The following is a 20,431-nucleotide window of genomic DNA, read 5'->3' as shown; positions in this document are numbered from 1 at the left end:
CCGACAGAATACGGCTGCTGCGGGTGACAAAGTCCTGCTCCAGCAGGTGGTCGATCTCGGTCAGTTCGAACGCCGGCAGCTCCAGCGGGAAGAACAGCCCCTGCTGCTTGCCCAGGCCTTGTTTGATCGCCTGCGCGAAGCTGACCTGCTCGTTGTGATCCTTAAGGTTGTACAGTTTCATGCGTTATCCCAGTAGTCGAGCGCCTGCGGTATCCAGACGGCAAATATGAACAAAACCTTCGTCGTTTTGCAGATAGTGTTGTTGCAGCCAGGCGGCCATGCGTTGCGCGGTGGCGCCGTCGTTGCAGACGGCGAACAGCGTCGGGCCGGAGCCGGAGATGCCGCAGGCCAATGCGCCGATGTCCTGCGCCGCCTTGCGCGCTTCGGCGAAGCCCGGCAGCAGCCGGGTGCGGTACGGTTCGGCGATCACGTCCTGCATCAATTTGGCGGCCAACTGCGGCTGCCGGGTATGGCAGGCATGAATAAAGCCGGCCAGATAGCGGCCGTGGCTGATGCAATCCTGACGACGGTATTGCGCGGGTAAAATGGCGCGCGCTTCGGCGGTGGAGACCTTGATGCCCGGATAGGCCATGACCCACAGCCAATCGTCGAAGCACGGCACCTCCTGGCTGATAATGCCTTCTTCTTCCAGCATCAGCTGCAGGCCGCCCAGATAGCAGGGCGCCACGTTGTCATAATGCACGCTGCCGGAAATGCGGCCTTCCAGCTCGCCCATCAGGCCGAGCAGCGTCGTCTTATCCAGCGGGCGATCGCAAAATTCGTTCATCGCCATTAGCCCGGCCACCACCGAACAAGCGCTGGAGCCCAGCCCCGATCCGATCGGCATGTTCTTTTCCAGCCGCATCGCCACCGGCACTTCGCGGCCGATCTCCTGGCAGAAACGCTCCCAGCATTGATAAACGATGTTCTCTTTCGGCTCGGCCGGCAGCTTGCTGACGAAGCGCCCGGCATTCTGCAAACTGAACGTCTCGGCGGCTTCCACGCTGACGCAGTCGCCCAGCAGCGTGCCGTCGATCGGCGAAACCGCCGCGCCCAGCACATCGAAACCGACGCTAACGTTACCGATCGAGGCCGGTGCATACACCTTAACCATATTAAACTCCCAACTTCCATGACAGTGTGCGCAGCAGATCGGCGAACACGCCCGCTGCGGTCACATCGTTACCGGCGCCGTAGCCGCGCAGCACCAGCGGCAGCGGCTGATAATAACGGCTGTAGAAGGCCAGCGCGTTCTCGCCGTTCTTCACTTTATACAACGGATCGTTGCCGTCCACCGCCTCGATGCGCACCTTACATCGCCCTTCGTCGATCAGACCGACATAGCGCAGCACCTTGCCTTGCTCGGCGGCATTGGCCACGTTGCGCGCGAACTCTTTATCCAGTTCCGGCAGCCGCGCCAGGAAATGGTCCACGTCGCCCGACGCGTCGAAGGACGGCGGCAGCACCGGCTCGACCTCGATATCGCTCAGCTCCAGCTTGTAACCGGCCTCGCGCGCCAGGATCAGCAGCTTGCGCGCCACGTCCATACCGGACAGATCGTCGCGCGGATCCGGCTCGGTGTAGCCATTGGCTCTGGCCTGCAGGGTCGCCGCCGACAGCGACAGCCCTTCGTCCAGCTTGCCGAAGATAAAGGACAGCGAGCCGGACAGGATGCCGGAGAAGCGCACCAGCTCATCGCCGGCGTTCAGCAGGTTTTGCAGGTTCTCAATCACCGGCAAACCGGCGCCGACGTTGGTGTCGTACAGGAACTTGCGGTGCGAACCGGCGGCGGCGGCGCGCAGTTGCTGATAATAGTTCATCGACGAGGTGTTGGCCTTTTTGTTCGGCGTTACCACATGGAAGCCGTCCGCCAGGAAGTCCACGTATTGATCGGCCACCGCCTGGCTGGAGGTACAGTCGACGATCACCGGGTTCAGCAGGTGATACTCCTTCACCAAACGAATCAGGCGGCCGAGATTGAACGGCTCCTGCGCGCCGGCCAGCTCGTCGCGCCAGCTGTCCAACGCGATGCCATGCACGTTGGTCAGCATCACGCGCGAGTTGGCGATGCCGCACACCCGCAGATCGATATGTTTTTGTTTCAGCCACGGCTGCTGGCGGTAGATCTGCTCGATCAGCGCCCCGCCGACGCCGCCGACGCCGATGACGAACACTTCGATCACCTGATCGGTGTTGAACAACATCTGGTGGCTGACGCGCACGCCGGTGGTAGCGGAGTCATTGCTGACCACCACCGAGATTGAACGTTCGGAAGAGCCCTGGGCGATGGCGACGATATTGATGTTGGCGCGCGCCAACGCGGAGAAGAAGCGCGCGGAAATGCCACGCAGGGTGCGCATGCCGTCGCCGACCACCGAGATGATCGCCAGGCGCTCCATGACGTCCAGCGGATCCAGCACGCCGTCTTTCAATTCCAGATAGAACTCCTCCTCCAGCGCGCGGCGGGCGCGCTGCAGTTCGCCCTGCGGCACGCAGAAGCTGATGCTGTATTCGGAAGAGGATTGGGTGATCAGCACCACCGAAATGCCGGCGCGTGACATCACGGCGAACACCCGCGCGGCCATGCCGACCATGCCTTTCATGCCCGGGCCGGAGACGTTGATCATCGCCATATTGTTCAGGTTGGTGATGCCTTTCACCGGCATTGCGTCATCGGTGCTGTCTTTGCCGATCAGCGTGCCGGGGGCTTGCGGGTTAGAGGTGTTTTTTATCAGGCATGGGATTTGGAATTGGGCAATCGGCGTGATGGTGCGAGGGTGCAACACTTTGGCGCCGAAATAGGAAAGCTCCATCGCCTCCTGGTACGACATCGATTTCAGCAGCCTGGCGTCCGGCACGGTGCGCGGATCGCAGGTATACACGCCGTCGACGTCGGTCCAGATTTCGCAACAGTCGGCGCGTAGGCAGGCGGCCAGCACCGCGGCGGAATAGTCGGAGCCGTTGCGGCCCAGCACCACCAGCTCGCCCTTGTCGTTACCGGCGGTGAAACCGGCCATCAGCACGATGTGGTCGGCCGGGATCGCCGCTGCGGCGATGCGCAGCGTGGACTCGGCGATATCCACGGTAGACTCCAGGTAGTGGCCCTGCGCCAGCAGTTTCTCCACCGGGTTGATCACCGTGACCGGGTAGCCCTTGGCGCGGAACACCCCTTCCATGATGGCGATGGAGAGTTTTTCGCCGCGGCAGATGATCGCCGCGTTCACGCTGTCCGGGCACTGCCCCAGCAGCGAGACGCCGTGCAGCACCTGTTTGAGCTGCGCGAATTCCTGATCGACCACGCCTTTCAGGCGATCGTATTCAAAGCCCGGCAGCGCCTGCGCCAGCCCGCTCAGCAGGTCGGCAAAGATCCGCTCGGCGTCGCTGATATTCGGCAGAATGTCCTGGCCCGCCACCGTTTTGTCGATCATCGCCACCAGATGGTTGGTGATCTTTGCGGGGGCGGACAAGACCGTGGCTACCTGCCCTTGACGCGCATTACTCTCCATGATGTCGGCGACGCGCAGAAAACGTTCTGCATTCGCCACCGAGGTTCCGCCAAATTTCAGCACTCGCATGTGTGATCTCTCCGAATTTAAGCCGAAAAAAAAGCCCGCACTGATTAGGTGCGGGCTTTTTTCTGTGTTTCCTGTGCGCGTCAGCCCGCCCCGTTACCTGTGGTATCGGTGGTGGTAATAATTGTGGTTTTCAGGCTGATGTTGCGCATGTTGTCTGTCTGTCTCATGAAATACTCTGTCCCCTCTATTGGTTAAAGCAATCGCTATCCCAAGTCAAACTATTTCTTTTTTTTGCTTATTTTCCGTTCAGCGGCGGTAATGCGCGATGCAACAGGTGAAAAGCAAAATGACAGAACAAAAAAACAACTTAAAGCCGATTTACTAGTGGATCACGCTGGGTAACCGTCTGATGGAGCCGCTATCACTTGGCGAGTTTTTTTTCGATGTCGTGCAGCAGCGTATGCAGCATCGCCGTATCTCGCTGTTGCAGCGCGCCGAGACGCTGGTGCAGCCAGTCGCGCAATTTTTGGTCATCGCCGACATCCAATGCGCTCAACAAGGCATCGGCGCGGCGGCGCAGCGCCTTAAGCTGCCCTTCCGACGCCGCCGTTTCCTGTGGCGTATTGACACCCATCAGGCTCGCCAGCTGGTAGCAGTACACCATCACCGCCTGGCCCAGGTTAAGCGACGGATAGTCCGCCTGCATCGGCACGCCGGTCAGCAAGTCCGCCAACGCCAGCTCTTCGTTGGTCAAGCCGGAATCTTCGCGGCCGAACACCAGCGCGGCCTGGCCGACCCACTGCTTACGCTCGCTCAGCTGTTCCAGCAGTTCGGGCGGCGTACAGTAGTAGTGAAAGCGCGCGCGGCTGCGGGCGGTGGTGGCGACGGTAAAATCCACGCCCGCCAGCGCCTGCTCTAGCGTGGCGAACGTTTGCACGCCGTCGAGGATCTCGCCGGCACCGTGCGCCACCCAGCGCGCCGCCGGCTGCAGGTGCGCCTCGCTGTCGACGATGCGCAACGACGTGAAGCCCATGGTTTTCATCGCGCGCGCCGCCGCGCCGACATTTTCCGGCCGCGCCGGAGCCACTAAAACAATATGAAGCTGCATCACTCTTCCACCGAAGGCGGGCCTGCGTTTTTGACGATGGCGCAGCGCCCGCTTATATTTACAATTACGTAACAATAAACGCGTTAATAGCAACAAACAAGATTAAACGGCTCGTTGAGCTAATAAACCCATCGTAATAGTCATTATTCGCGCTTATGTTTTACTGTGTTTATTTATCAATAAGTTAAAACAACGCGATGATCAATAAGCGAATAATTGTATCCTATCGGGCCGGATAATGCTGAATCGTTCACAGAATTTGAGGTTCTGTGACTTAAACTGGCATTTCTGTAAGTGTTTTTCACAAATCTGTTAACGTGCTACAATTGAATTTGATATATGTCAACAAAGCGTAGTTTTGTTGGGTGATGAATTCGGCACGCGCTGTTATATTGCTGTTAATGGGGTTAGGATATGCGCCGTTTCGGCACCCCAGGGGTTGTAGGGAACAGCATCCCCACCAGGCTAGCGATCTTGTTGACATGAGATGGAAAGTGCATCAAGAACGAGTTTACGTACTTTAGTCATTTGCTGAGAGGGAACGTGGCGCTATCTCTGCCCTCCTCTAAGAAAACAAAGACTTCTGTACTTCCGATTTTCTATTTTGTTGGCAATTTTAGGTAGCAAATATGCAGACCCCGCACATTCTGATTGTCGAAGACGAGTTAGTCACTCGTAACACCCTGAAGAGCATTTTCGAGGCGGAAGGCTACATTGTTCATGAAGCCAATGATGGTGCAGAGATGCACAATATCCTGTCTGAAAATGATATCAATCTGGTCATCATGGACATCAACCTGCCAGGCAAAAACGGCCTGCTGTTGGCGCGCGAACTGCGTGAACAGGCCAGCGTCGCCTTGATGTTCCTGACCGGTCGCGATAACGAAGTGGACAAAATCCTCGGCCTGGAAATCGGCGCCGACGATTACATCACCAAGCCGTTCAACCCGCGTGAGCTGACCATCCGCGCGCGCAACCTGCTGTCGCGCACCATGAACCTGGGCAGCCTGGGCGAAGAGCGCCGCCTGGTCGAGAGCTACAAGTTCAACGGGTGGGAGCTGGACATCAACAGCCGTTCTTTGATCAGCCCGGCCGGCGAACAATACAAGCTGCCGCGCAGCGAATTCCGCGCCATGCTGCACTTCTGCGAAAACCCGGGCAAGATCCAGTCGCGCGGCGAACTGCTGAAGAAAATGACCGGCCGCGAGCTGAAGCCGCATGACCGCACCGTGGACGTCACCATCCGTCGCATTCGCAAACACTTCGAATCGACGCCGGACACGCCGGAAATCATCGCCACCATTCACGGCGAAGGCTACCGCTTCTGCGGCGATCTGGAAGAGTAATTCCGGCCTGCCGTCATGAAAACGGGGTTCAGCATGCTGAACCCCGTTTTTTTATTTCGTCTCAGCCCACGGCATGATCGGCACCGCGCTCAACGCGTTCTTCGGCGAACCGTCGATCACCTTGTCGGAGTAGCTCAGGTAAATCAACGAATTGCGCTTGGCGTCATAGAAGCGCACCACCTGCAACTTCTTGAACACCAGCGAGGTGCGTTTCTGGAACACCACATCGCCTTCCGCCTTGCCGTTTTTGATCTTGTCGCTCAGCTCGATAGGCCCCACCTGTTGGCAGGAAATGGCCGCGTCGGCGGTGTCCTCCGCCAGCCCCAGGCCGCCTTTGATGCCGCCGGTTTTGGCGCGGCTGATATAACAAGTTACATTTTTAACGTCCGGATCGTCGAACGCTTCCACCACGATTTTGTGGTCCGGCCCTAACAATTTAAACACCGTATCAACGGAGCCCACCTGCTCCGCCTGCGCGCTGCCAACGGTTGCGCAAACCAAACCGAATAAAAATATCCAGCTTTTTTTCATTTACTTAACTCCGGTATAACCTTGCTGCAAAAATAGGTTCGGCGGTCGCCATTATTTATGTCTAAGCTCACGGAATCGGTTTTTACGGGTCCGCACCGTCCGTTTTAGCACAGAGCGTGACAAAAATCTTTGAGAGTCGCGGAGTAAAAAAATTGCTATGATGCGGCGTCGTTATTTCTTTGCGCCCACTACGGTGTACCCCAATCCAACTCTGGCGCGGCATGCGCAGCAGAGGCAAAGAGTGCAACGCATAATGGCTCATGGATCGGTCTGATAGCGCAGCACCAGCGTGACGAATCAACAGTTCGGGTTCCTACCCCCAAGCTTTACGAGGAAGATCTATGGATCAAGCCGGTATCATTCGTGATCTGCTTAGCTGGCTGGAAAGCCATTTGGACCAACCCTTGTCGCTGGATAACGTGGCGGCCAAGGCAGGCTACTCCAAATGGCATCTGCAACGGATGTTCAAAGATATTACCGGTAACGCCATCGGTGCTTACATCCGGGCAAGGAGGCTGTCCAAAGCCGCCGTCGCGCTGCGTTTGACCAGCCGGCCGATTTTGGATATCGCCCTGCAATATCGCTTCGACTCGCAGCAGACCTTCACCCGCGCCTTCAAAAAACAGTTTGCGCAGACGCCGGCGCTGTACCGCCGCGCCGAAGACTGGAACGCATTCGGCATCTGTCCGCCGATCCGTCTGGGAGCCTTCACCCTGCCGCAGCCGGAATTCGTCTCGCTGCCGGACAAGCACCTGGTCGGCCTGACCCAAAGCTACTCCTGTACGCTGGAACAGATCACCACCGTGCGCACCGAACTGCGCTCACAGTTCTGGCGTCAGTTCCTCGGTGACGTCGAAACCCTGCCGCCGGTGCTGTACGGGCTGCACCACTCGCGACCGAGCCAGGAGAAGGACGACGAACAGGAAGTGCTGTACACCACGGCGCTGGAGCCGGATCAGGTGCCTGACAAGGTACAGGAAGGCCAGCCGCTGGTGTTGCCGGGCGGTGAGTTTGCGATGTTCAGCTACGAAGGGCCCACCGAGGGACTGCAAGACTTTATTCTGACGGTCTACGGCACCTGCCTGCCGGCGCTCCAGCTGACGCGCCGCAAAGGGCACGACATCGAGCGCTTCTATCCGAAAGGCGAGCGCCGTCCGCATCAGGCGCCTATCGAGATCAAGTGCGATTACCTGATCCCGATTCGGCGTTAACGCTGCAGTTCGTCCAACGCGGGCATGTCCAAATGCGTGACATCGCCCGCCGTTTCCACGATCCAGCCGGAAGCCAGCCACGGGCTCTGCTGGTGATCGACGCGCGACAGTGAGCAGTTGCGCAAGCGCAGGCGGCGTTCCGCATAGGCCGGCAGCCCCAGCACCGTACTGATCAAACACCCCAACGCGATGCCATGACTGACGAGCAGCGGCTTGCTGCCTTCAGGCAGCATCAGGCAACTCTCCAGCGCGGCGCGCATGCGCTCGCCCAGCTCCTCCATGGATTCGCCTTGAGGGATACGGCCGTCAGGAGTACCATCGACCATCTGTTTGCGCCACTGCTCTTCCTGCGGCGTCAAACTGTCGATCAGGCGTTCTTCCAGAACCCCCATGTGCAGCTCACGCAAACGCGGATCGCTAATCACTTCGCAGCCACAGGCGTCGGCGATGATCTGCGCGGTGCGCCGCGTGCGCCCCAGATCGCTGGTAATGATGTGCGTAATGCCTTCTTTGCTGACGCGCCTGGCGACCAGACGGGCCTGGTGTTCACCCATGGCGGTTAACGGGCTGTCGGACTGACCCTGGATACGGCGAGCCGCGTTCCATTCCGTTTCGCCATGGCGAACGAGGTATACCTGTAACATTTTTGTTTTCCGTTATACTGCGTGAAATTTGCGTTTATCCCCGGCCCGGCGGCGCTTTTGCCGCTGCCCGGCGTATCGGCCAGAAGGATATCAAACCCGTTATGTACCATGTTGTCGCTGCAACTACCAACCCGGCAAAGATCAAGGCTATTCAACTCGCCTTCGATGACGTCTTTGGCGCGGGCCAATACCGCATTGAATCCGTTGACGTCGCCAGCGGCGTCTCGCTGCAGCCGATAGGCAACCACGAAACCCGCACCGGTTCGCGTCAACGCGTCATGGAAGCGCGCCAGGTCAGGCCCGAGGCCGATTTTTGGGTCGGCGTGGAAGCCGGGATTGAAGAGAATATGACCTTCGCCTGGATGACCATCGAGAACCCGCACATCCGTGGCGAATCCCGCTCGGCGAGCCTGATGCTGCCGGAAGTCATCTTACAAGGTATTCGCGCCGGTCGCGAATTGGGCAGCGAAATGGCGGCGATCACCGGCAACGCCGAGGTGAAACGTCAGGGCGGCGCCATCGGCGTCTTCACCGACGGCCGGCTGAGCCGCACCAGCGTTTACCACCAGGCGCTGCTGCTGGCTCTGGTGCCGTTCCACAACGCCATCTATCAGCAATAACGCTGAGTCTGCTAGGGCGCGTCGTGCAACAGCTGCTGCTCAAGCCACTGTTTCAGCGCGGGTGAAGCCGCTTTCAGGCTGTTCGATCCGCGGGTGATGGTGGCGATCCCCGCGCCCAGTTCATTTTTTAACTCGCGCTGGCTCATCTCGCCGCGCATCAGTTCCTGAATGATCCGCACCCGGGTGCCCAGCGCGGTGCGCTCGTCCGGCGTCAACATCAGCTGCAGCAGCGGTTGATGCAGTTCTTGCGCAAAGGAATTCTGCAGCAGCGCGACGAAGCGCAGCCAATCCTCATTGCCTTGTTCTGAAAGAGCGGGGTCGTTTAACGATAATTGCGTCATGGCAGCCACCATACTATTTAACTAGTACAGCAGCATACCATAGGGCCGTCAAAATCAATAACGTCTCTGCCACTCGGCGTCGGTCAGCACCTTGGCCGGCCGGTGCGTCAGATAACGGTAAAACGCATCATAAGCCAGCACGTTCTTGACGTAGCCGCGAGTTTCAGAGAACGGAATGCTTTCGATGAATGCCACCGGATCGATCCGCCCCGCGCTGTTGCCCAGCCAGGTATTCACCCGCGACGGACCGGCATTATAGGCGGCGCTCGACAGAATGCGGTTGCGGCCGAACTGCTGATAGACCGACTCCAGATAGCTGGTGCCAATGGTGATATTGGTCTGCGGATCGAACAGTTGGCTCGGGCCGACATAGCCGGGAATATTGTACATCTGCACCGTATGCTGCGCGGTGCGCGGCATCACCTGCATCAGGCCGGTAGCGCCAACCGGCGACTGCGCTTTCGGATTCCAGGCGCTCTCCTGACGCGCGATCGCCATCGCGTAGCTGGTGGTGATCCCCTTGTCATCGGTCGCGCGGCGGAACTCCTGCGGCCAGGCGACCGGGAAACGCTCCTCCAGATGATCCCACAGCTTGCCGACGATGGTCGCCTGCACGCTCAGATCGGCCCATTTTTGCTCAAAGGCGTAGCGCGCCAGCGCTTCTTGTTCCGGCCGGCTGCGGCTGGCGACATACGAGCCCCACTCGCTGCGGGCCAGGTTGTCCATATTCCAGTACATCAGCTCACGCACCCGGGCGACCTCCGGCCCGTCGACCAGCGACGTGCGCGGCTTGGCCGCCACCGCCACCATCACCGGATAAGTGGCGTTCAGCTTCTGCGCCGCGACCATCGGATAGAAGCCGCGTTCGGTCATCAGGTTACGCAACATCTCCTCGCCTTCGGCGCGTTTGCCTTCGTCCATCAGTTGACTGGCGCGCCAGTAGCGCCACTCATCCTTGTTGCGCGACTCTTCCGGCAGGCGGGCCAGCCAGGTCGCGACGCCCTGCCGATCGCCGTTGCCCAACGCCATGCGTACTCGGCGCTCCAACAGCGAAGGCGAACGGCTGCGCAGAATCACCTGATCGCGCCACTGCGCCTGCTCGTAGGTAGCGTCGCTGCCCATCAGGCGCCAGGCCACCGCCTCTTCCAACCCCAGCCGTTCGTCGTCGCTCATTTTCTGCAACCGCGCGAGCGTCGGGATCATCGCCCGCGCGTTTTCCACATCCTGCCGCGCCAGGCGTTCAAAGGCGATGCCGGTGGCGGCACGGGTAAAGTCAGTCGGCCCCACGCTGCGGGCGAAGGCTTCCACGGTGGTCGGATCGTTTTGCAAGCGCACCAGGGCGTTGCCCATGGTTTGATAGTCGGCCGGCAACTGGCCGTAAAGGTTGCTGACCAGCGAACTGTTACCCTCTTTCAACGCCAGCTTCATGCGCGCCAGAATATCCAGCGGCGTTTGCTTGCCTGCGCCGCGCCAGACGCTGAACAGACGATCGCAGGCGCTCGGCAACGTTTTGCCGTTCAACCACAGTTCATCGGCGCCGCTCCAGGCCGCCTGCTGGTCACCGGTAGCCCATTTGGCGTAGTAATAGTTGCAGCGCGCAGCCACCGGTTTGGGCGGCTGCGCGCTGAAGGCCAACAGGGTGCGCCAGTCTTCGCGCCGCGCCAGTTCATTGACGAAGCGCGGCACCAGTGATTTCGCCGGCGGCAGCGTCGGGTGGCGTTTGATAAAGTCGTTCACCTCGGAGAACCCCGCCTGGCTCAGATCCTGTGTCAGCTCGCGGTATTCCAGGTAAGGATAAAGCGGGTAATCGCGCAGCGTCGGCATCAGCTGCGCCACCACGTCCATTTGATTGCCGTCCCACGCCTGTTTGATCTGCTGGTAACGCTGACGTTGCGCATCCAGAGAATCCGCCAGCGCCGCGCCTGAAAACGCCGTCAGACACAGGCCCATTGCCAACAGCCGTCGCTTGTCCACCTTGACCATCCTCGCTCTTTCCTCACTGGTTGTACCGCAGGAGCCGCCCAGCTCCCCGGTGACCGCCGCACCACGGCGCCGCGGGACAAAATAAAGCCGGGCGCACGGCCCGGACGCGGATATCTACCATAGACAGCGCAATCGCTTATCCATTCAATACTGTAGAAGAAGAAGTGTATCGCCATGACGGGGGCCAGGTAAAAAACGTTTACTTTGGCTGACAAATCAGGCCGGCGGGATATTTCCAGCCACCGGATTTTTATTAGCTGCCCCGGCACTTATTGGAGAAGTAAAATACTTTTTAATTATTAGCCATCACATTATTGCATTTTCGACATGACGCCGCCGTTGCGCAAATCGCCTGACAGCAGGCTAAACGCGCCAACTTTGCAGAAAAGCGGTGGCAAACCCGGGTGGGCATTTTTATACTATCAAAAATAAGTAAGATAATTCCGAGAAAACAGCACATAAAGCGCCCAACGAAGACATCTTATAATACAATCCGCGCCAATTATGGGTTAGATAGTGTTCATTAGGCAGTGCGACTGACAGCTTTCAGCAAAACGATTGTCCCTTCAAGCGGGCCGGATTTTTCCTTGTCAGGCCACGGCCTGCGGGCGGTGGATCAGGCCGGAATGGCGGGTGAAGATGGTGAATAAGACCGCGATAGCGATGCGTTGCGCAAAAAGCCCCGAACCGGGCTTCCTTGACGCACGCCTGAATATCGGCCGCCTGCTGCTGATCGTTTTGTTGGTGCTGCTGACGTTGTCCGAGCCTGCGCACGCCGCCGCTGATCCCTATCAAAAGCGCACGCACGCCGTGACGACCGTGGTGGTAGGCATCATCAGCTACGCACGCTGGTCGCGTGAACCCAATCCGATCCGCTTGTGCGTGACCGCACCCACCCAGTATGCCGAAGGGCTGTTCGATCCGATCCTGCTGAGCGCGCCGCGTCCGATTAAAGCCGAGCGCGTGCCGTTCGACAGCCCAACGCTGAGTACCGGCTGTGATGTCATCTACTTAGGGAACATCACCGCCGCGCAGAGACAAAATTTCATGCAGCGCATTTCCGGCAACTCCATTCTCAGCATCAGCGAGAACGATAGCGAATGCTCCGCCGGCAGCGCATTTTGCCTGCAGATTGATGGGGACCAGGCCAGCTTCAAGGTCAACCTGGACGCTCTGGCGCGCAGCGGCGTGCGCGTTCACCCCAACGTGCTGCAGCTGGCACGCAAACAGGCGCCGCCGCTATGAGGCTGTTGCGTAGAAACCGCTCCGGCAATGCGCGCCCGACGCTGGGCCGAGTGCTGCAGCGGGTGCATCTTGGGCTGGCGCTGATCGCCGTCGGCACCGCCGGCATCTTTTTGACGCTGGTGGCGCTGTTTGCGCTGCGCGCCTATGCCAATCACAACCTGCACCTGATCGCGCGCTCCATCAGCTATACCGTCGAAGCCGCCGTGGTGTTTGAAGATCGCACCGCCGCGCGCGAGGCGCTGATGCTGATATCCTCCAATGAAGAGGTATCGGACGCGCGGATCCTCGACAACAACGGCAAGATGCTGGCCAACTGGCGCCATCCTACCGATGGGCCGCTGCACGGCCTGGAGCAGATCGTCGCGCACTGGGCGCTGCCCGAACCGGTCATTCTGCCTATCACCCACGAGGGCAAACAGGTCGGCCAGGTCTGGCTGAGCGGCAACGGCGGCAGCCTGCTGCGTTTCCTGTTGCGCGGCATGGTCGGCATGATCGCCTGCCTGGTGCTCAGCACCCTGTGCGCCCTGGTGTTGTCGCGCCGCATGCTGGTCGGCATCGTCAGTTCGCTGGACGACATCGCCAACGTGGCGCATGCGGTGCGCCGCGATCGCACCTTCGGCCTGCGGGTGCCGTCGGCGCCTATCGCCGAGTTGCATGAGCTCAGCAACGATTTCAACGGCTTGCTCGACGAGCTGGAAGCCTGGCAGGCCCATCTGAAGCAGGAGAACGACTCGCTGGCGCACCGGGCGACGCACGACAGCCTGACCGGTTTGCCGAACCGCGCCTTCTTCGAAGGGCGGCTGAGCCGGGCGCTGGGCGATATCGAATCGCCGGCGAAATTGGCGGTGCTGTTTATCGACGGCGATCGTTTCAAGGAGGTGAACGACAGTTACGGCCACGCCGCAGGCGACGCGGTGCTGACTACCATTGCCGGACGCATTCGCGCGCAGCTGCGCGAAACCGATCTGGTCGCCCGCCTGGGAGGGGATGAATTCGCCGTGCTGTTGGCGCCGGTACACGGCACGGAAGATGTCTTGCAGATCGCTGACAACATCATCGACTGCATGACGCAACCGGTCATTTTGCCGAACGACGAGGCGGTCATCACCTCTCTGAGTATCGGTATTGCGCTGTACCCTGATCACGCGTCGACGCCTCAGGGTCTTTTGCACGAAGCTGACGATGCGATGTATCAGGCAAAGCATCGTTATAACGGAGGCTGGCGGCTGGCTATACATAAATAAGAGCCCCGGCTATAACACTTGAACTAGGGATTTTGACTATGATACAGCAACTGTTTAAAGGTCGTTTTTCACTGCTGGCGATGGCGTTCGTCGCCCTGCTGGCGCTCGCCGGCTGCCAGAGCAAACCGCAGGGCCTGACGCCCGAGCAGGTTGCGCTGCTGCAATCGCAGGGCTTCAAACTGACCGATAACGGCTGGGAGTTCGGCCTGTCGGATAAGGTGCTGTTCGGCAACAACATCGGCAAGCTGAACCCGGAAAGCACCGAGACGGTGCAGAAGATGGGCCGTGCGCTGCTGAGCGTCGGCATCACCAAGTTCCGCCTGGACGGCCATACCGACAACTACGGTGAAGACAGCTATAACGATCAGCTTTCCCTGCGCCGCGCCGATGCGGTGGCCGATCTGCTGGCCAGCGTCGGCATTCCGCGCGCCAATATCGAAACCCGCGGCATGGGCAAGCGCGATCCCGTTGCCGATAACCGCACCTCCAGCGGCCGCGCGGAAAACCGCCGCGTCGCGATCGTCGTCACGCCATAAGCCACCAATATGCGCCTTTATCGGCGCATAAACGGTTATACTTGGCGATCGCTGAGCGATGTCTGGGATCCGAGATCGAAACGGGCTACACTCATGCCGCCAGACATCCTATAAATACTGATATAGAGAGGCTTAGAGCAACGTGGCTCAATACGTCTATACCATGCACCGCGTCGGCAAGGTGGTACCGCCGAAGCGTCATATTTTGAAAAACATCTCCCTGAGCTTCTTCCCTGGGGCCAAAATCGGCGTGCTGGGCCTGAACGGCGCCGGTAAGTCCACCCTGCTGCGCATCATGGCCGGCATCGATACCGATATCGAAGGGGAAGCGCGCCCGCAGCCGGGCATCAAGATCGGTTACCTGCCGCAGGAGCCGCAGCTTAACCTCGAACACACCGTGCGTGAATCGGTGGAAGAAGCGCTGGCAGAAGTGGTCGGCGCGCTGAAGCGCCTGGACGAAGTGTACGCGCTGTACGCGGAAGAAGGCGCAGACTTCGACAAGCTGGCCGCCGAACAGGGCCGCCTGGAAGAGATCATTCAGGCGCACGACGGTCACAACCTCAACGCCCAGCTGGAACGCGCCGCCGATGCGCTGCGCCTGCCGGACTGGGACGCCAAAATCGCCCACCTGTCCGGGGGTGAACGCCGCCGCGTCGCGCTGTGCCGCCTGCTGCTGGAAAAGCCGGACATGCTGCTGCTGGACGAACCGACCAACCACCTGGACGCCGAGTCCGTGGCCTGGCTGGAACGCTTCCTGCACGACTTTGAAGGCACCGTGGTGGCGATCACCCACGACCGTTACTTCCTGGATAACGTGGCCGGCTGGATCCTCGAACTCGACCGCGGCGAAGGCATTCCGTGGGAAGGCAACTACTCGTCCTGGCTGGAGCAGAAAGATGCGCGTCTGGCGCAGGAAGCGTCCGCCGAAGCCGCTCGTCGCAAGTCGATCGAGAAAGAGCTGGAGTGGGTGCGTCAGGGCGCCAAAGGCCGTCAGTCCAAAGGCAAGGCCCGCCTGGCCCGCTTTGAAGAGCTGAACAACACCGAATACCAGAAACGTAACGAAACCAACGAACTGTTCATTCCACCTGGCGCGCGCCTGGGCGATAAAGTGGTCGAAGTCAGCAACCTGCGCAAGTCTTATGGCGACCGCCTGCTGATCGACGACCTGTCGTTCTCGGTGCCGAAAGGCGCGATTGTCGGCATCATCGGCCCGAACGGCGCGGGTAAATCCACGCTGTTCCGCATGATGTCCGGTCAGGAGCAGCCTGATTCCGGCAGCATCGTGCTGGGCGACACCGTCAAACTCGCTTCCGTCGATCAGTTCCGCGACAGCATGGACGGTTCGAAAACCGTCTGGGAAGAAGTCTCCGGCGGGCAGGACATCATGCGCATCGGCAACACCGAGATGCCGAGCCGCGCCTATGTCGGGCGCTTCAACTTCAAGGGCGTCGATCAGGGCAAACGCGTGGGCGAGCTGTCCGGCGGTGAGCGTGGCCGTCTGCACCTGGCCAAGCTGCTGCAGGTTGGCGGCAACGTGCTGCTGCTCGATGAACCGACCAACGACCTGGATATCGAAACCCTGCGCGCGCTGGAAAACGCCCTGCTGGAATTCCCTGGCTGCGCCATGGTGATCTCGCACGACCGTTGGTTCCTCGACCGTATCGCCACCCACATCCTGGACTACCAGGACGAGGGCAAGGTGGAATTCTTCGAAGGCAACTTCACCGAGTACGAAGAGTACAAGAAGCGCACGCTGGGCGCCGATGCGCTCGAGCCGCACCGCATCAAGTACAAAAAGATCGCCAAGTAATACCCAAGGCGCCGCATGCGGCGCCTTTTTTTTACCCCCGCGCCAACTCGCGCGCGTAATCGTCGAACGCCGGGTGCTGCAGCACCACATCGATGAAACAAGCCAGCGCCGGGGAGTTCAGCTTGCGGCTCGGGTAGACCAGATACAGCTCATTCCCTTCCGCACGCCACGCCGGCAACACCTCCACCAACAGCTTCTGCGCCACCACCTCGCGGCTGAGAAACGCCGGCAGCAACGTGATGCCGGCACCGGCAATGGCGCATTCGCGCGCATACAGCAGGTTGTCGGTGGTGTGCGCCAGCGGCAGCTGCCAACGATAGTAGTCATCGCCGCAGCGCAGGTTCCAGGCCGTCCAGGCGCGGTGGGCGATGCAACGATGCTGCTGCAGTTGCTGCGGATGTTCGATCGGCGGGTGCTGCGCCAAGTAGGACGGCGCCGCCAGCAGATAGCGCGGCGCGTACCCGAGGCGTCGGCCGATCAGCGAAGAATCCTGCGGCTTGCCGGTGCGCAGCGCGGCGTCGTAACCTTCCTGCACCAGATCCACCATGGCGTCGGACACCGACACCTCCAGCGAAACGTCCGGGTACTGGCGCTGAAAATCCGCCGCCAGCCGCGCCACCAGAGTCGCCCCCAGCCCGGCCGGCGTCGAGATGCGCAGGCGCCCGCTCGGGTTATCGCGCAGCCGCTGCAACGCCAGATCGGCGCGTTCGGCAGCGGACATCATCGCCTGACAATGCTCCAGATAACGCTCGCCGGCGAAGGTCAGGTTCAGCTGGCGCGTAGTACGATTGAGCAAGCGCAGCCCCAGCGTCTGCTCGAGCTGGCTGATACGCTGGCTGACGCTGGATTTCGGCAACCCGACGCGCTGCGCGGCGGCGGTGAAGCTGCCGCACTCCGCCACCAGCGCGAACAACGCCATGTCCTGCAGCTGTTTGAATTCCATTGTTCACCTTAAACGAACACTCCGTTAGATATTGTCCATCTTATCACCCCACTGTCGCGGGTCTACACTGGGGGCATCATTTGAAAGGAGTACAATCATGTCGATAAAAGCCATTGCCGTAGACCCGCAGAACCCCGCCAGTTTCATCGAAATCTCACCGGAGATGCCGGTTCCCGGCCAGTACGATCTGCTGGTGGAAGTGAAAGCGGCGTCGGTCAACCCGGTGGACACCAAAGTGCACGCCGGCCTGCAGAAAAGCGGCCTGCAGCAGCCGCGCGTCCTCGGCTGGGACGCCAGCGGCATCGTGGTGGGCGTGGGCAGCAGCGTCAGCGGCTTCAAGCCCGGCGATGAAGTGTGGTACGCCGGCGACATCACCCGCCCCGGCAGCAACAGCAGTCACCAACTGATCGACTCACGCATCGCCGCGCACAAACCGCGCAGCCTGAACTGGGCCGAGTCCGCCGCCATGCCGCTCACCGCCCTCACCGCCTGGGAGGCGCTGTTCGAACACCTGAACATTCAGGACGCGCCGGAGCACAAGACGCTGCTGATCATCGGCGGCGCCGGCGGGGTCGGCTCGCTGGCCATTCCGCTGGCCGCATTGCGCAGCAAGGTGCAAGTGATCGCCACCGCATCAAGACCTGAATCCGCCGCCTGGTGCCGTGAGCGCGGCGCCGATCTGGTGGTGGACTACCGCGATCTGAAGGGCAACCTGGCGCAGCACGGCATCGAGCAGGTGGATTACATCCTGTGTCTGAACGATACCGACGGCCACTGGCCGGCGATGGCCGAACTGATCGCGCCGCTCGGCCATATCTGCACCATCGTCGAGAACGCGCAGCCGTTGGATCAAAACGCGCTGAAGCTGAAAAGCGCCGCGCTGCACTGGGAGTTCATGTTCACCCGCAGCATGTTCACCACCCCGGACATCGCGCAGCAGGGCCAGATCCTGCAGCAGGTGGCGCAGCTGCTGGACGAGGGCAAGCTGAGCACCACGCTGAGCGAAACCCTGCACGGGCTGTCGGTAGACACGCTGACCGCCGCGCATCAACAGCTGCTCGGCGGCCATATGCAAGGCAAGCTGGTCATCGCTTACTGAGCCTGAATCGCGGCGGCGCAGCGCGCCGCCGTTACTGCGGGCGAACGAAGCCGACGCACAGCATCTGCTCGTCACTATGCGGATCGGCGCGGAAGGTCAGCGTCTGCTGCCAATCGAGGCGCATCTTCGGCCAGTGGGCCAACTCGCCGCCAAAGTCGCTGTGCGCGCAGTCTTCACCCAACCGCCCGAACAGGGCAACGCCGTGCTGCGCAATCTGCGGATAGCTGATGTTGACGTTGTAGATATTCGGCCGCGCATGATTGGACCAACGCGTAATGGTCCGCGGTCGGGAACCGGCGTACACCGTCATCCACTGCGACAGGTATTCGCCGCCGACGTAGCGCAGTTCAACGCCATACCGCTCTTGCCACTGCCGCTCCACCCCGGCGCTGAACGCCTTGATACCCACCATTTTCTGACCGGCGTTGCGCACGTTGCCCAGCATCACCGCGGCATACCCCAGATAGACCGCCAGCGCCGCACACATCAGCCCAATGGTTGCCGCGCGCAGCGAACGCACCGGCGNNNGCATGAAGAAAGGCTGCAGCCATTCGGTCAGCCGGCCGCCGACGTTGAAAGAGAACCAGAAGGTAATGATGCCGAGCGGCAACAGATAGACCCACAGCAACACCCGCATCGGCAACGCCGGTGGCCAGGCCAGCACCGCCCCGCTGCGCCGCAGGATCCCCCACAGCACCAGCGACGGGTAGAACACCAGCAGCAGCGACTGCAGCATATCGAGGTTGAGCTGCATCTTGATCTGCGAATCCACCCACTTGAAGGCGGCAAAGTCGTGGTTCCACAACCAGAACACGTTCGGCAGCACCAGCGCCAACCAGATCGCCACCGCCAGATAGAACTGCGGCTGGCGATAGCAGCGGCGGATCTGCGGCACGAACAGCGTCGACAGCGCCGCGAAATAGACAAAGGCGAAGGTCGAATACTTCGCCATCATCGCCAGCCCGGCGGCCAACGCGAAGGCCGGCCACCAGTTGGCCGAACGCGAAATAGCCAGGTGGAAAAACAGCGCCATCCACGGCCACAGCATCACCAACAGGTAATTGTCGTTGTAGGGAATGATGTCGAAATTGATGATGCCGGACAGGTTGAGCGTCAACAGCGCCATCCAGGCCAGCGAGGTGCTGCCGCTCAGCCGGCGCGCCAACAGCCAGACGCCCAACATGCCGATGGCGATGGCGATGAAGTGCCCGCCATACCAGTACAGGTTCAGCGGCAGCCACGAGAACCCGATCGCCGGCTGCATCGCCGCCCCGACCAGCCACGGGTTTTTCGGTGAGCCCCACTCACCGTTGAGGCCCCAGTTGAGCGCCTCGACGGCGGCGTAAGGCAGGGTAGGATCGAGATGAACAGTCAGCAGCGTCCAGGCTGCGGCATAGCAGACCAACCAAAGAGCGAGCAAGCGATAAGACATGTCTTCTTCTGAGCGTTATGGTAAAGAAAATCTTACCGTAGTCGCTGTCGAATGAACCATGTTTAAACAAGCCGTTAAATGTGCGCCCGGGCGGCCGTTTCTGCCGCCGCGACCGCACATTCCGCTAATTTTCTCAGCCTGCGGCGTGATGCTGGGCGGGCGCGTTCGCCAACCGGCCGGCGTCCGCCGCCAGCAACTGTTGCACCAGCTCGACGCAGCGCAGAAAACGCTCTTCGTAATCGCTGGACTCAACGTGCACATACTCGATGTCGTTGGCGCGCAGCATTTCCTCCAGCAGGCGCTGGAACGCCAGACGATCGGCGGTGCTGCCGAGGCTGCGCAGGCCGTCCGCCACCCACGGCGTGTTGTTTTCCAGCAGGATCACCAGATCGAAACGGTATTCGTCGATCAGCGCCTGCACAAAGGGGTGTTCACGCCCCTCGTACTTTTTGCAAAACGCCTGGGTGGTGACGAAATCGGTATCGATAAACGCCACCTTGTTGGCGTACTTGACCGCGAAATCCACATATTGCGCCTGCCCGAGGGCAATTTTGTCGTAGTCGGAGTATTGCAGCGCCATCTCGTCGCCGCCCAGGTGCGAGAACACGTAATCGCGGCCATATTCCCAGGCGCTGGTGGTGTTGAAGATGTTGGCCAGCTTGTTGACCAGCGTCGATTTTCCGCTCGACTCGCCGCCGAGGATCGCCACGGTGCGCACGAAGAACGGCTTCACCTCGGTCGGGATGTAATCCCAATAGCGGAATGGATCCTGGCGGATCTGATTGCCGCTGATGTTCATGAACGAACGCTCGGGATCGACCAA

Annotated in this window: 19 protein-coding genes, 1 pseudogene and 1 other annotated feature; of the genes and pseudogenes, 8 read left to right on the top strand and 12 right to left on the bottom strand. The window is 60.3% G+C overall.

Going from position 1 to position 20,431, the window contains the following annotated elements:
• The 5 genes and pseudogenes from ADK28_RS16370 to ADK28_RS16355 all read right to left on the bottom strand — a co-directional run.
• Nucleotides 1–181, bottom strand: a pseudogene (locus ADK28_RS16370) (threonine synthase); the annotation flags it as partial.
• Between the two features lie 3 nt (nucleotides 182–184).
• Nucleotides 185–1,114: a homoserine kinase gene (thrB, locus tag ADK28_RS16365; RefSeq protein WP_016929148.1), complete on the bottom strand. Its 930-nt coding sequence runs from the start codon at nucleotides 1,112–1,114 to the stop codon at nucleotides 185–187.
• Nucleotide 1,115: 1 nt separating this feature from the next.
• On the bottom strand, nucleotides 1,116–3,575 hold the full coding sequence (thrA, locus tag ADK28_RS16360; protein WP_016929149.1) for a bifunctional aspartate kinase/homoserine dehydrogenase I: 2,460 nt from the start codon (nucleotides 3,573–3,575) through the stop codon (nucleotides 1,116–1,118).
• A gap of 24 nt (nucleotides 3,576–3,599) precedes the next feature.
• Nucleotides 3,600–3,717, bottom strand: a sequence feature (Thr leader region).
• Nucleotides 3,656–3,724 carry a thr operon leader peptide gene (gene thrL, locus ADK28_RS30140; RefSeq protein WP_086581142.1) on the bottom strand — a complete coding sequence of 23 codons (69 nt, stop codon included), beginning with the start codon at nucleotides 3,722–3,724 and terminating at the stop codon, nucleotides 3,656–3,658. Its footprint overlaps the feature before it by 62 nt.
• A gap of 212 nt (nucleotides 3,725–3,936) precedes the next feature.
• The gene (locus ADK28_RS16355) at nucleotides 3,937–4,623 is read right to left on the bottom strand and encodes a tRNA/rRNA methyltransferase (RefSeq protein WP_016929150.1); all 687 of its coding nucleotides are present in this window, start codon (nucleotides 4,621–4,623) and stop codon (nucleotides 3,937–3,939) included.
• Between the two features lie 629 nt (nucleotides 4,624–5,252).
• Between ADK28_RS16355 and arcA the strand changes: the two genes are divergently transcribed.
• Nucleotides 5,253–5,969: a two-component system response regulator ArcA gene (arcA, locus tag ADK28_RS16350; RefSeq protein WP_004933003.1), complete on the top strand. Its 717-nt coding sequence runs from the start codon at nucleotides 5,253–5,255 to the stop codon at nucleotides 5,967–5,969.
• A gap of 51 nt (nucleotides 5,970–6,020) precedes the next feature.
• On the opposite strand, the gene creA is transcribed toward arcA, so the two are convergent.
• On the bottom strand, nucleotides 6,021–6,500 hold the full coding sequence (creA, locus tag ADK28_RS16345) for a protein CreA (RefSeq protein ID WP_004933005.1): 480 nt from the start codon (nucleotides 6,498–6,500) through the stop codon (nucleotides 6,021–6,023).
• Between the two features lie 341 nt (nucleotides 6,501–6,841).
• Between creA and robA the strand changes: the two genes are divergently transcribed.
• A complete protein-coding gene (robA, locus tag ADK28_RS16340; RefSeq protein ID WP_033641224.1) occupies nucleotides 6,842–7,711 on the top strand; it encodes an MDR efflux pump AcrAB transcriptional activator RobA in 870 nt (289 codons plus the stop codon).
• On the opposite strand, the gene gpmB is transcribed toward robA, so the two are convergent.
• Complete coding sequence (gpmB, locus tag ADK28_RS16335; protein ID WP_004933012.1) at nucleotides 7,708–8,355, bottom strand: 2,3-diphosphoglycerate-dependent phosphoglycerate mutase GpmB; 648 nt, start codon at nucleotides 8,353–8,355, stop codon at nucleotides 7,708–7,710. The genes robA and gpmB overlap by 4 nt on opposite strands.
• 101 nt (nucleotides 8,356–8,456) lie before the next feature.
• Between gpmB and yjjX the strand changes: the two genes are divergently transcribed.
• The gene (yjjX, locus tag ADK28_RS16330; RefSeq protein WP_004933015.1) at nucleotides 8,457–8,975 is read left to right on the top strand and encodes an inosine/xanthosine triphosphatase; all 519 of its coding nucleotides are present in this window, start codon (nucleotides 8,457–8,459) and stop codon (nucleotides 8,973–8,975) included.
• Between the two features lie 11 nt (nucleotides 8,976–8,986).
• Here the strand turns inward: yjjX and trpR are convergent, their stop codons facing one another.
• Together trpR and sltY are read right to left on the bottom strand one after the other, a co-directional pair.
• Nucleotides 8,987–9,316, bottom strand: a complete 330-nt coding sequence (gene trpR / locus ADK28_RS16325) for a trp operon repressor (protein ID WP_016929152.1) — start codon at nucleotides 9,314–9,316, stop codon at nucleotides 8,987–8,989.
• Between the two features lie 54 nt (nucleotides 9,317–9,370).
• Complete coding sequence (gene sltY / locus ADK28_RS16320) at nucleotides 9,371–11,299, bottom strand: murein transglycosylase (protein ID WP_016929153.1); 1,929 nt, start codon at nucleotides 11,297–11,299, stop codon at nucleotides 9,371–9,373.
• Nucleotides 11,300–11,938: 639 nt separating this feature from the next.
• On the opposite strand from sltY, the gene ADK28_RS16315 reads away from it, so the two are divergent.
• From ADK28_RS16315 to ettA, 4 genes are all read left to right on the top strand, one after another.
• Complete coding sequence (locus tag ADK28_RS16315; RefSeq protein WP_015376603.1) at nucleotides 11,939–12,544, top strand: YfiR family protein; 606 nt, start codon at nucleotides 11,939–11,941, stop codon at nucleotides 12,542–12,544.
• Nucleotides 12,541–13,788, top strand: a complete 1,248-nt coding sequence (locus tag ADK28_RS16310) for a diguanylate cyclase domain-containing protein (RefSeq protein WP_033641222.1) — start codon at nucleotides 12,541–12,543, stop codon at nucleotides 13,786–13,788. The genes ADK28_RS16315 and ADK28_RS16310 overlap by 4 nt, the downstream gene beginning before the upstream one ends.
• 38 nt (nucleotides 13,789–13,826) lie before the next feature.
• On the top strand, nucleotides 13,827–14,324 hold the full coding sequence (locus ADK28_RS16305) for an OmpA family protein (protein WP_016929155.1): 498 nt from the start codon (nucleotides 13,827–13,829) through the stop codon (nucleotides 14,322–14,324).
• A 142-nt stretch (nucleotides 14,325–14,466) separates the two neighbouring features.
• Nucleotides 14,467–16,134 carry an energy-dependent translational throttle protein EttA gene (gene ettA / locus ADK28_RS16300; RefSeq protein ID WP_025159620.1) on the top strand — a complete coding sequence of 556 codons (1,668 nt, stop codon included), beginning with the start codon at nucleotides 14,467–14,469 and terminating at the stop codon, nucleotides 16,132–16,134.
• Nucleotides 16,135–16,165: 31 nt separating this feature from the next.
• Here the strand turns inward: ettA and ADK28_RS16295 are convergent, their stop codons facing one another.
• Nucleotides 16,166–17,077 (bottom strand): LysR family transcriptional regulator, encoded by a 912-nt coding sequence (locus tag ADK28_RS16295; protein WP_016929157.1) that lies wholly within the window; start codon nucleotides 17,075–17,077, stop codon nucleotides 16,166–16,168.
• A gap of 97 nt (nucleotides 17,078–17,174) precedes the next feature.
• Here ADK28_RS16295 and ADK28_RS16290 point away from each other — a divergent pair, with 97 nt between their 5' ends.
• Nucleotides 17,175–18,176 (top strand): zinc-binding alcohol dehydrogenase family protein, encoded by a 1,002-nt coding sequence (locus ADK28_RS16290; protein WP_033641221.1) that lies wholly within the window; start codon nucleotides 17,175–17,177, stop codon nucleotides 18,174–18,176.
• A gap of 31 nt (nucleotides 18,177–18,207) precedes the next feature.
• Here ADK28_RS16290 and ADK28_RS16285 read toward each other — a convergent pair whose 3' ends face one another.
• Both ADK28_RS16285 and nadR read right to left on the bottom strand, forming a co-directional pair.
• Nucleotides 18,208–19,608, bottom strand: a complete 1,401-nt coding sequence (locus ADK28_RS16285; protein ID WP_048796101.1) for a glycosyltransferase family 39 protein — start codon at nucleotides 19,606–19,608, stop codon at nucleotides 18,208–18,210.
• Between the two features lie 133 nt (nucleotides 19,609–19,741).
• A partial coding sequence (gene nadR / locus ADK28_RS16280) for a multifunctional transcriptional regulator/nicotinamide-nucleotide adenylyltransferase/ribosylnicotinamide kinase NadR (RefSeq protein ID WP_048796100.1) occupies nucleotides 19,742–20,431 on the bottom strand: 690 nt, incomplete at its 5' end.

Source organism: Serratia sp. 506_PEND (genome assembly GCF_001076875.1).
Lineage (GTDB): Bacteria > Pseudomonadota > Gammaproteobacteria > Enterobacterales > Enterobacteriaceae > Serratia > Serratia marcescens.
Note: the sequence above shows the minus strand (reverse complement) of the source record. Positions and strands in the feature narration are given on the sequence as shown.

Excerpts from the sequence above, each read along its gene's own strand:
- gpmB (WP_004933012.1), bottom strand. The coding sequence starts at position 8,355 with ATGTTACAGGTATACCTCGTTCGCCATGGCGAAACGGAATGGAACGCG.
- arcA (WP_004933003.1), top strand. The coding sequence starts at position 5,253 with ATGCAGACCCCGCACATTCTGATTGTCGAAGACGAGTTAGTCACTCGT.
- yjjX (WP_004933015.1), top strand. The coding sequence starts at position 8,457 with ATGTACCATGTTGTCGCTGCAACTACCAACCCGGCAAAGATCAAGGCT.
- trpR (WP_016929152.1), bottom strand. The coding sequence starts at position 9,316 with ATGACGCAATTATCGTTAAACGACCCCGCTCTTTCAGAACAAGGCAAT.
- ADK28_RS16295 (WP_016929157.1), bottom strand. The coding sequence starts at position 17,077 with ATGGAATTCAAACAGCTGCAGGACATGGCGTTGTTCGCGCTGGTGGCG.
- ADK28_RS16305 (WP_016929155.1), top strand. The coding sequence starts at position 13,827 with ATGATACAGCAACTGTTTAAAGGTCGTTTTTCACTGCTGGCGATGGCG.
- creA (WP_004933005.1), bottom strand. The coding sequence starts at position 6,500 with ATGAAAAAAAGCTGGATATTTTTATTCGGTTTGGTTTGCGCAACCGTT.
- ADK28_RS16355 (WP_016929150.1), bottom strand. The coding sequence starts at position 4,623 with ATGCAGCTTCATATTGTTTTAGTGGCTCCGGCGCGGCCGGAAAATGTC.
- ADK28_RS16315 (WP_015376603.1), top strand. The coding sequence starts at position 11,939 with ATGGTGAATAAGACCGCGATAGCGATGCGTTGCGCAAAAAGCCCCGAA.
- ADK28_RS16310 (WP_033641222.1), top strand. The coding sequence starts at position 12,541 with ATGAGGCTGTTGCGTAGAAACCGCTCCGGCAATGCGCGCCCGACGCTG.
- thrA (WP_016929149.1), bottom strand. The coding sequence starts at position 3,575 with ATGCGAGTGCTGAAATTTGGCGGAACCTCGGTGGCGAATGCAGAACGT.
- robA (WP_033641224.1), top strand. The coding sequence starts at position 6,842 with ATGGATCAAGCCGGTATCATTCGTGATCTGCTTAGCTGGCTGGAAAGC.
- thrB (WP_016929148.1), bottom strand. The coding sequence starts at position 1,114 with ATGGTTAAGGTGTATGCACCGGCCTCGATCGGTAACGTTAGCGTCGGT.
- ADK28_RS16290 (WP_033641221.1), top strand. The coding sequence starts at position 17,175 with ATGTCGATAAAAGCCATTGCCGTAGACCCGCAGAACCCCGCCAGTTTC.
- sltY (WP_016929153.1), bottom strand. The coding sequence starts at position 11,299 with ATGGTCAAGGTGGACAAGCGACGGCTGTTGGCAATGGGCCTGTGTCTG.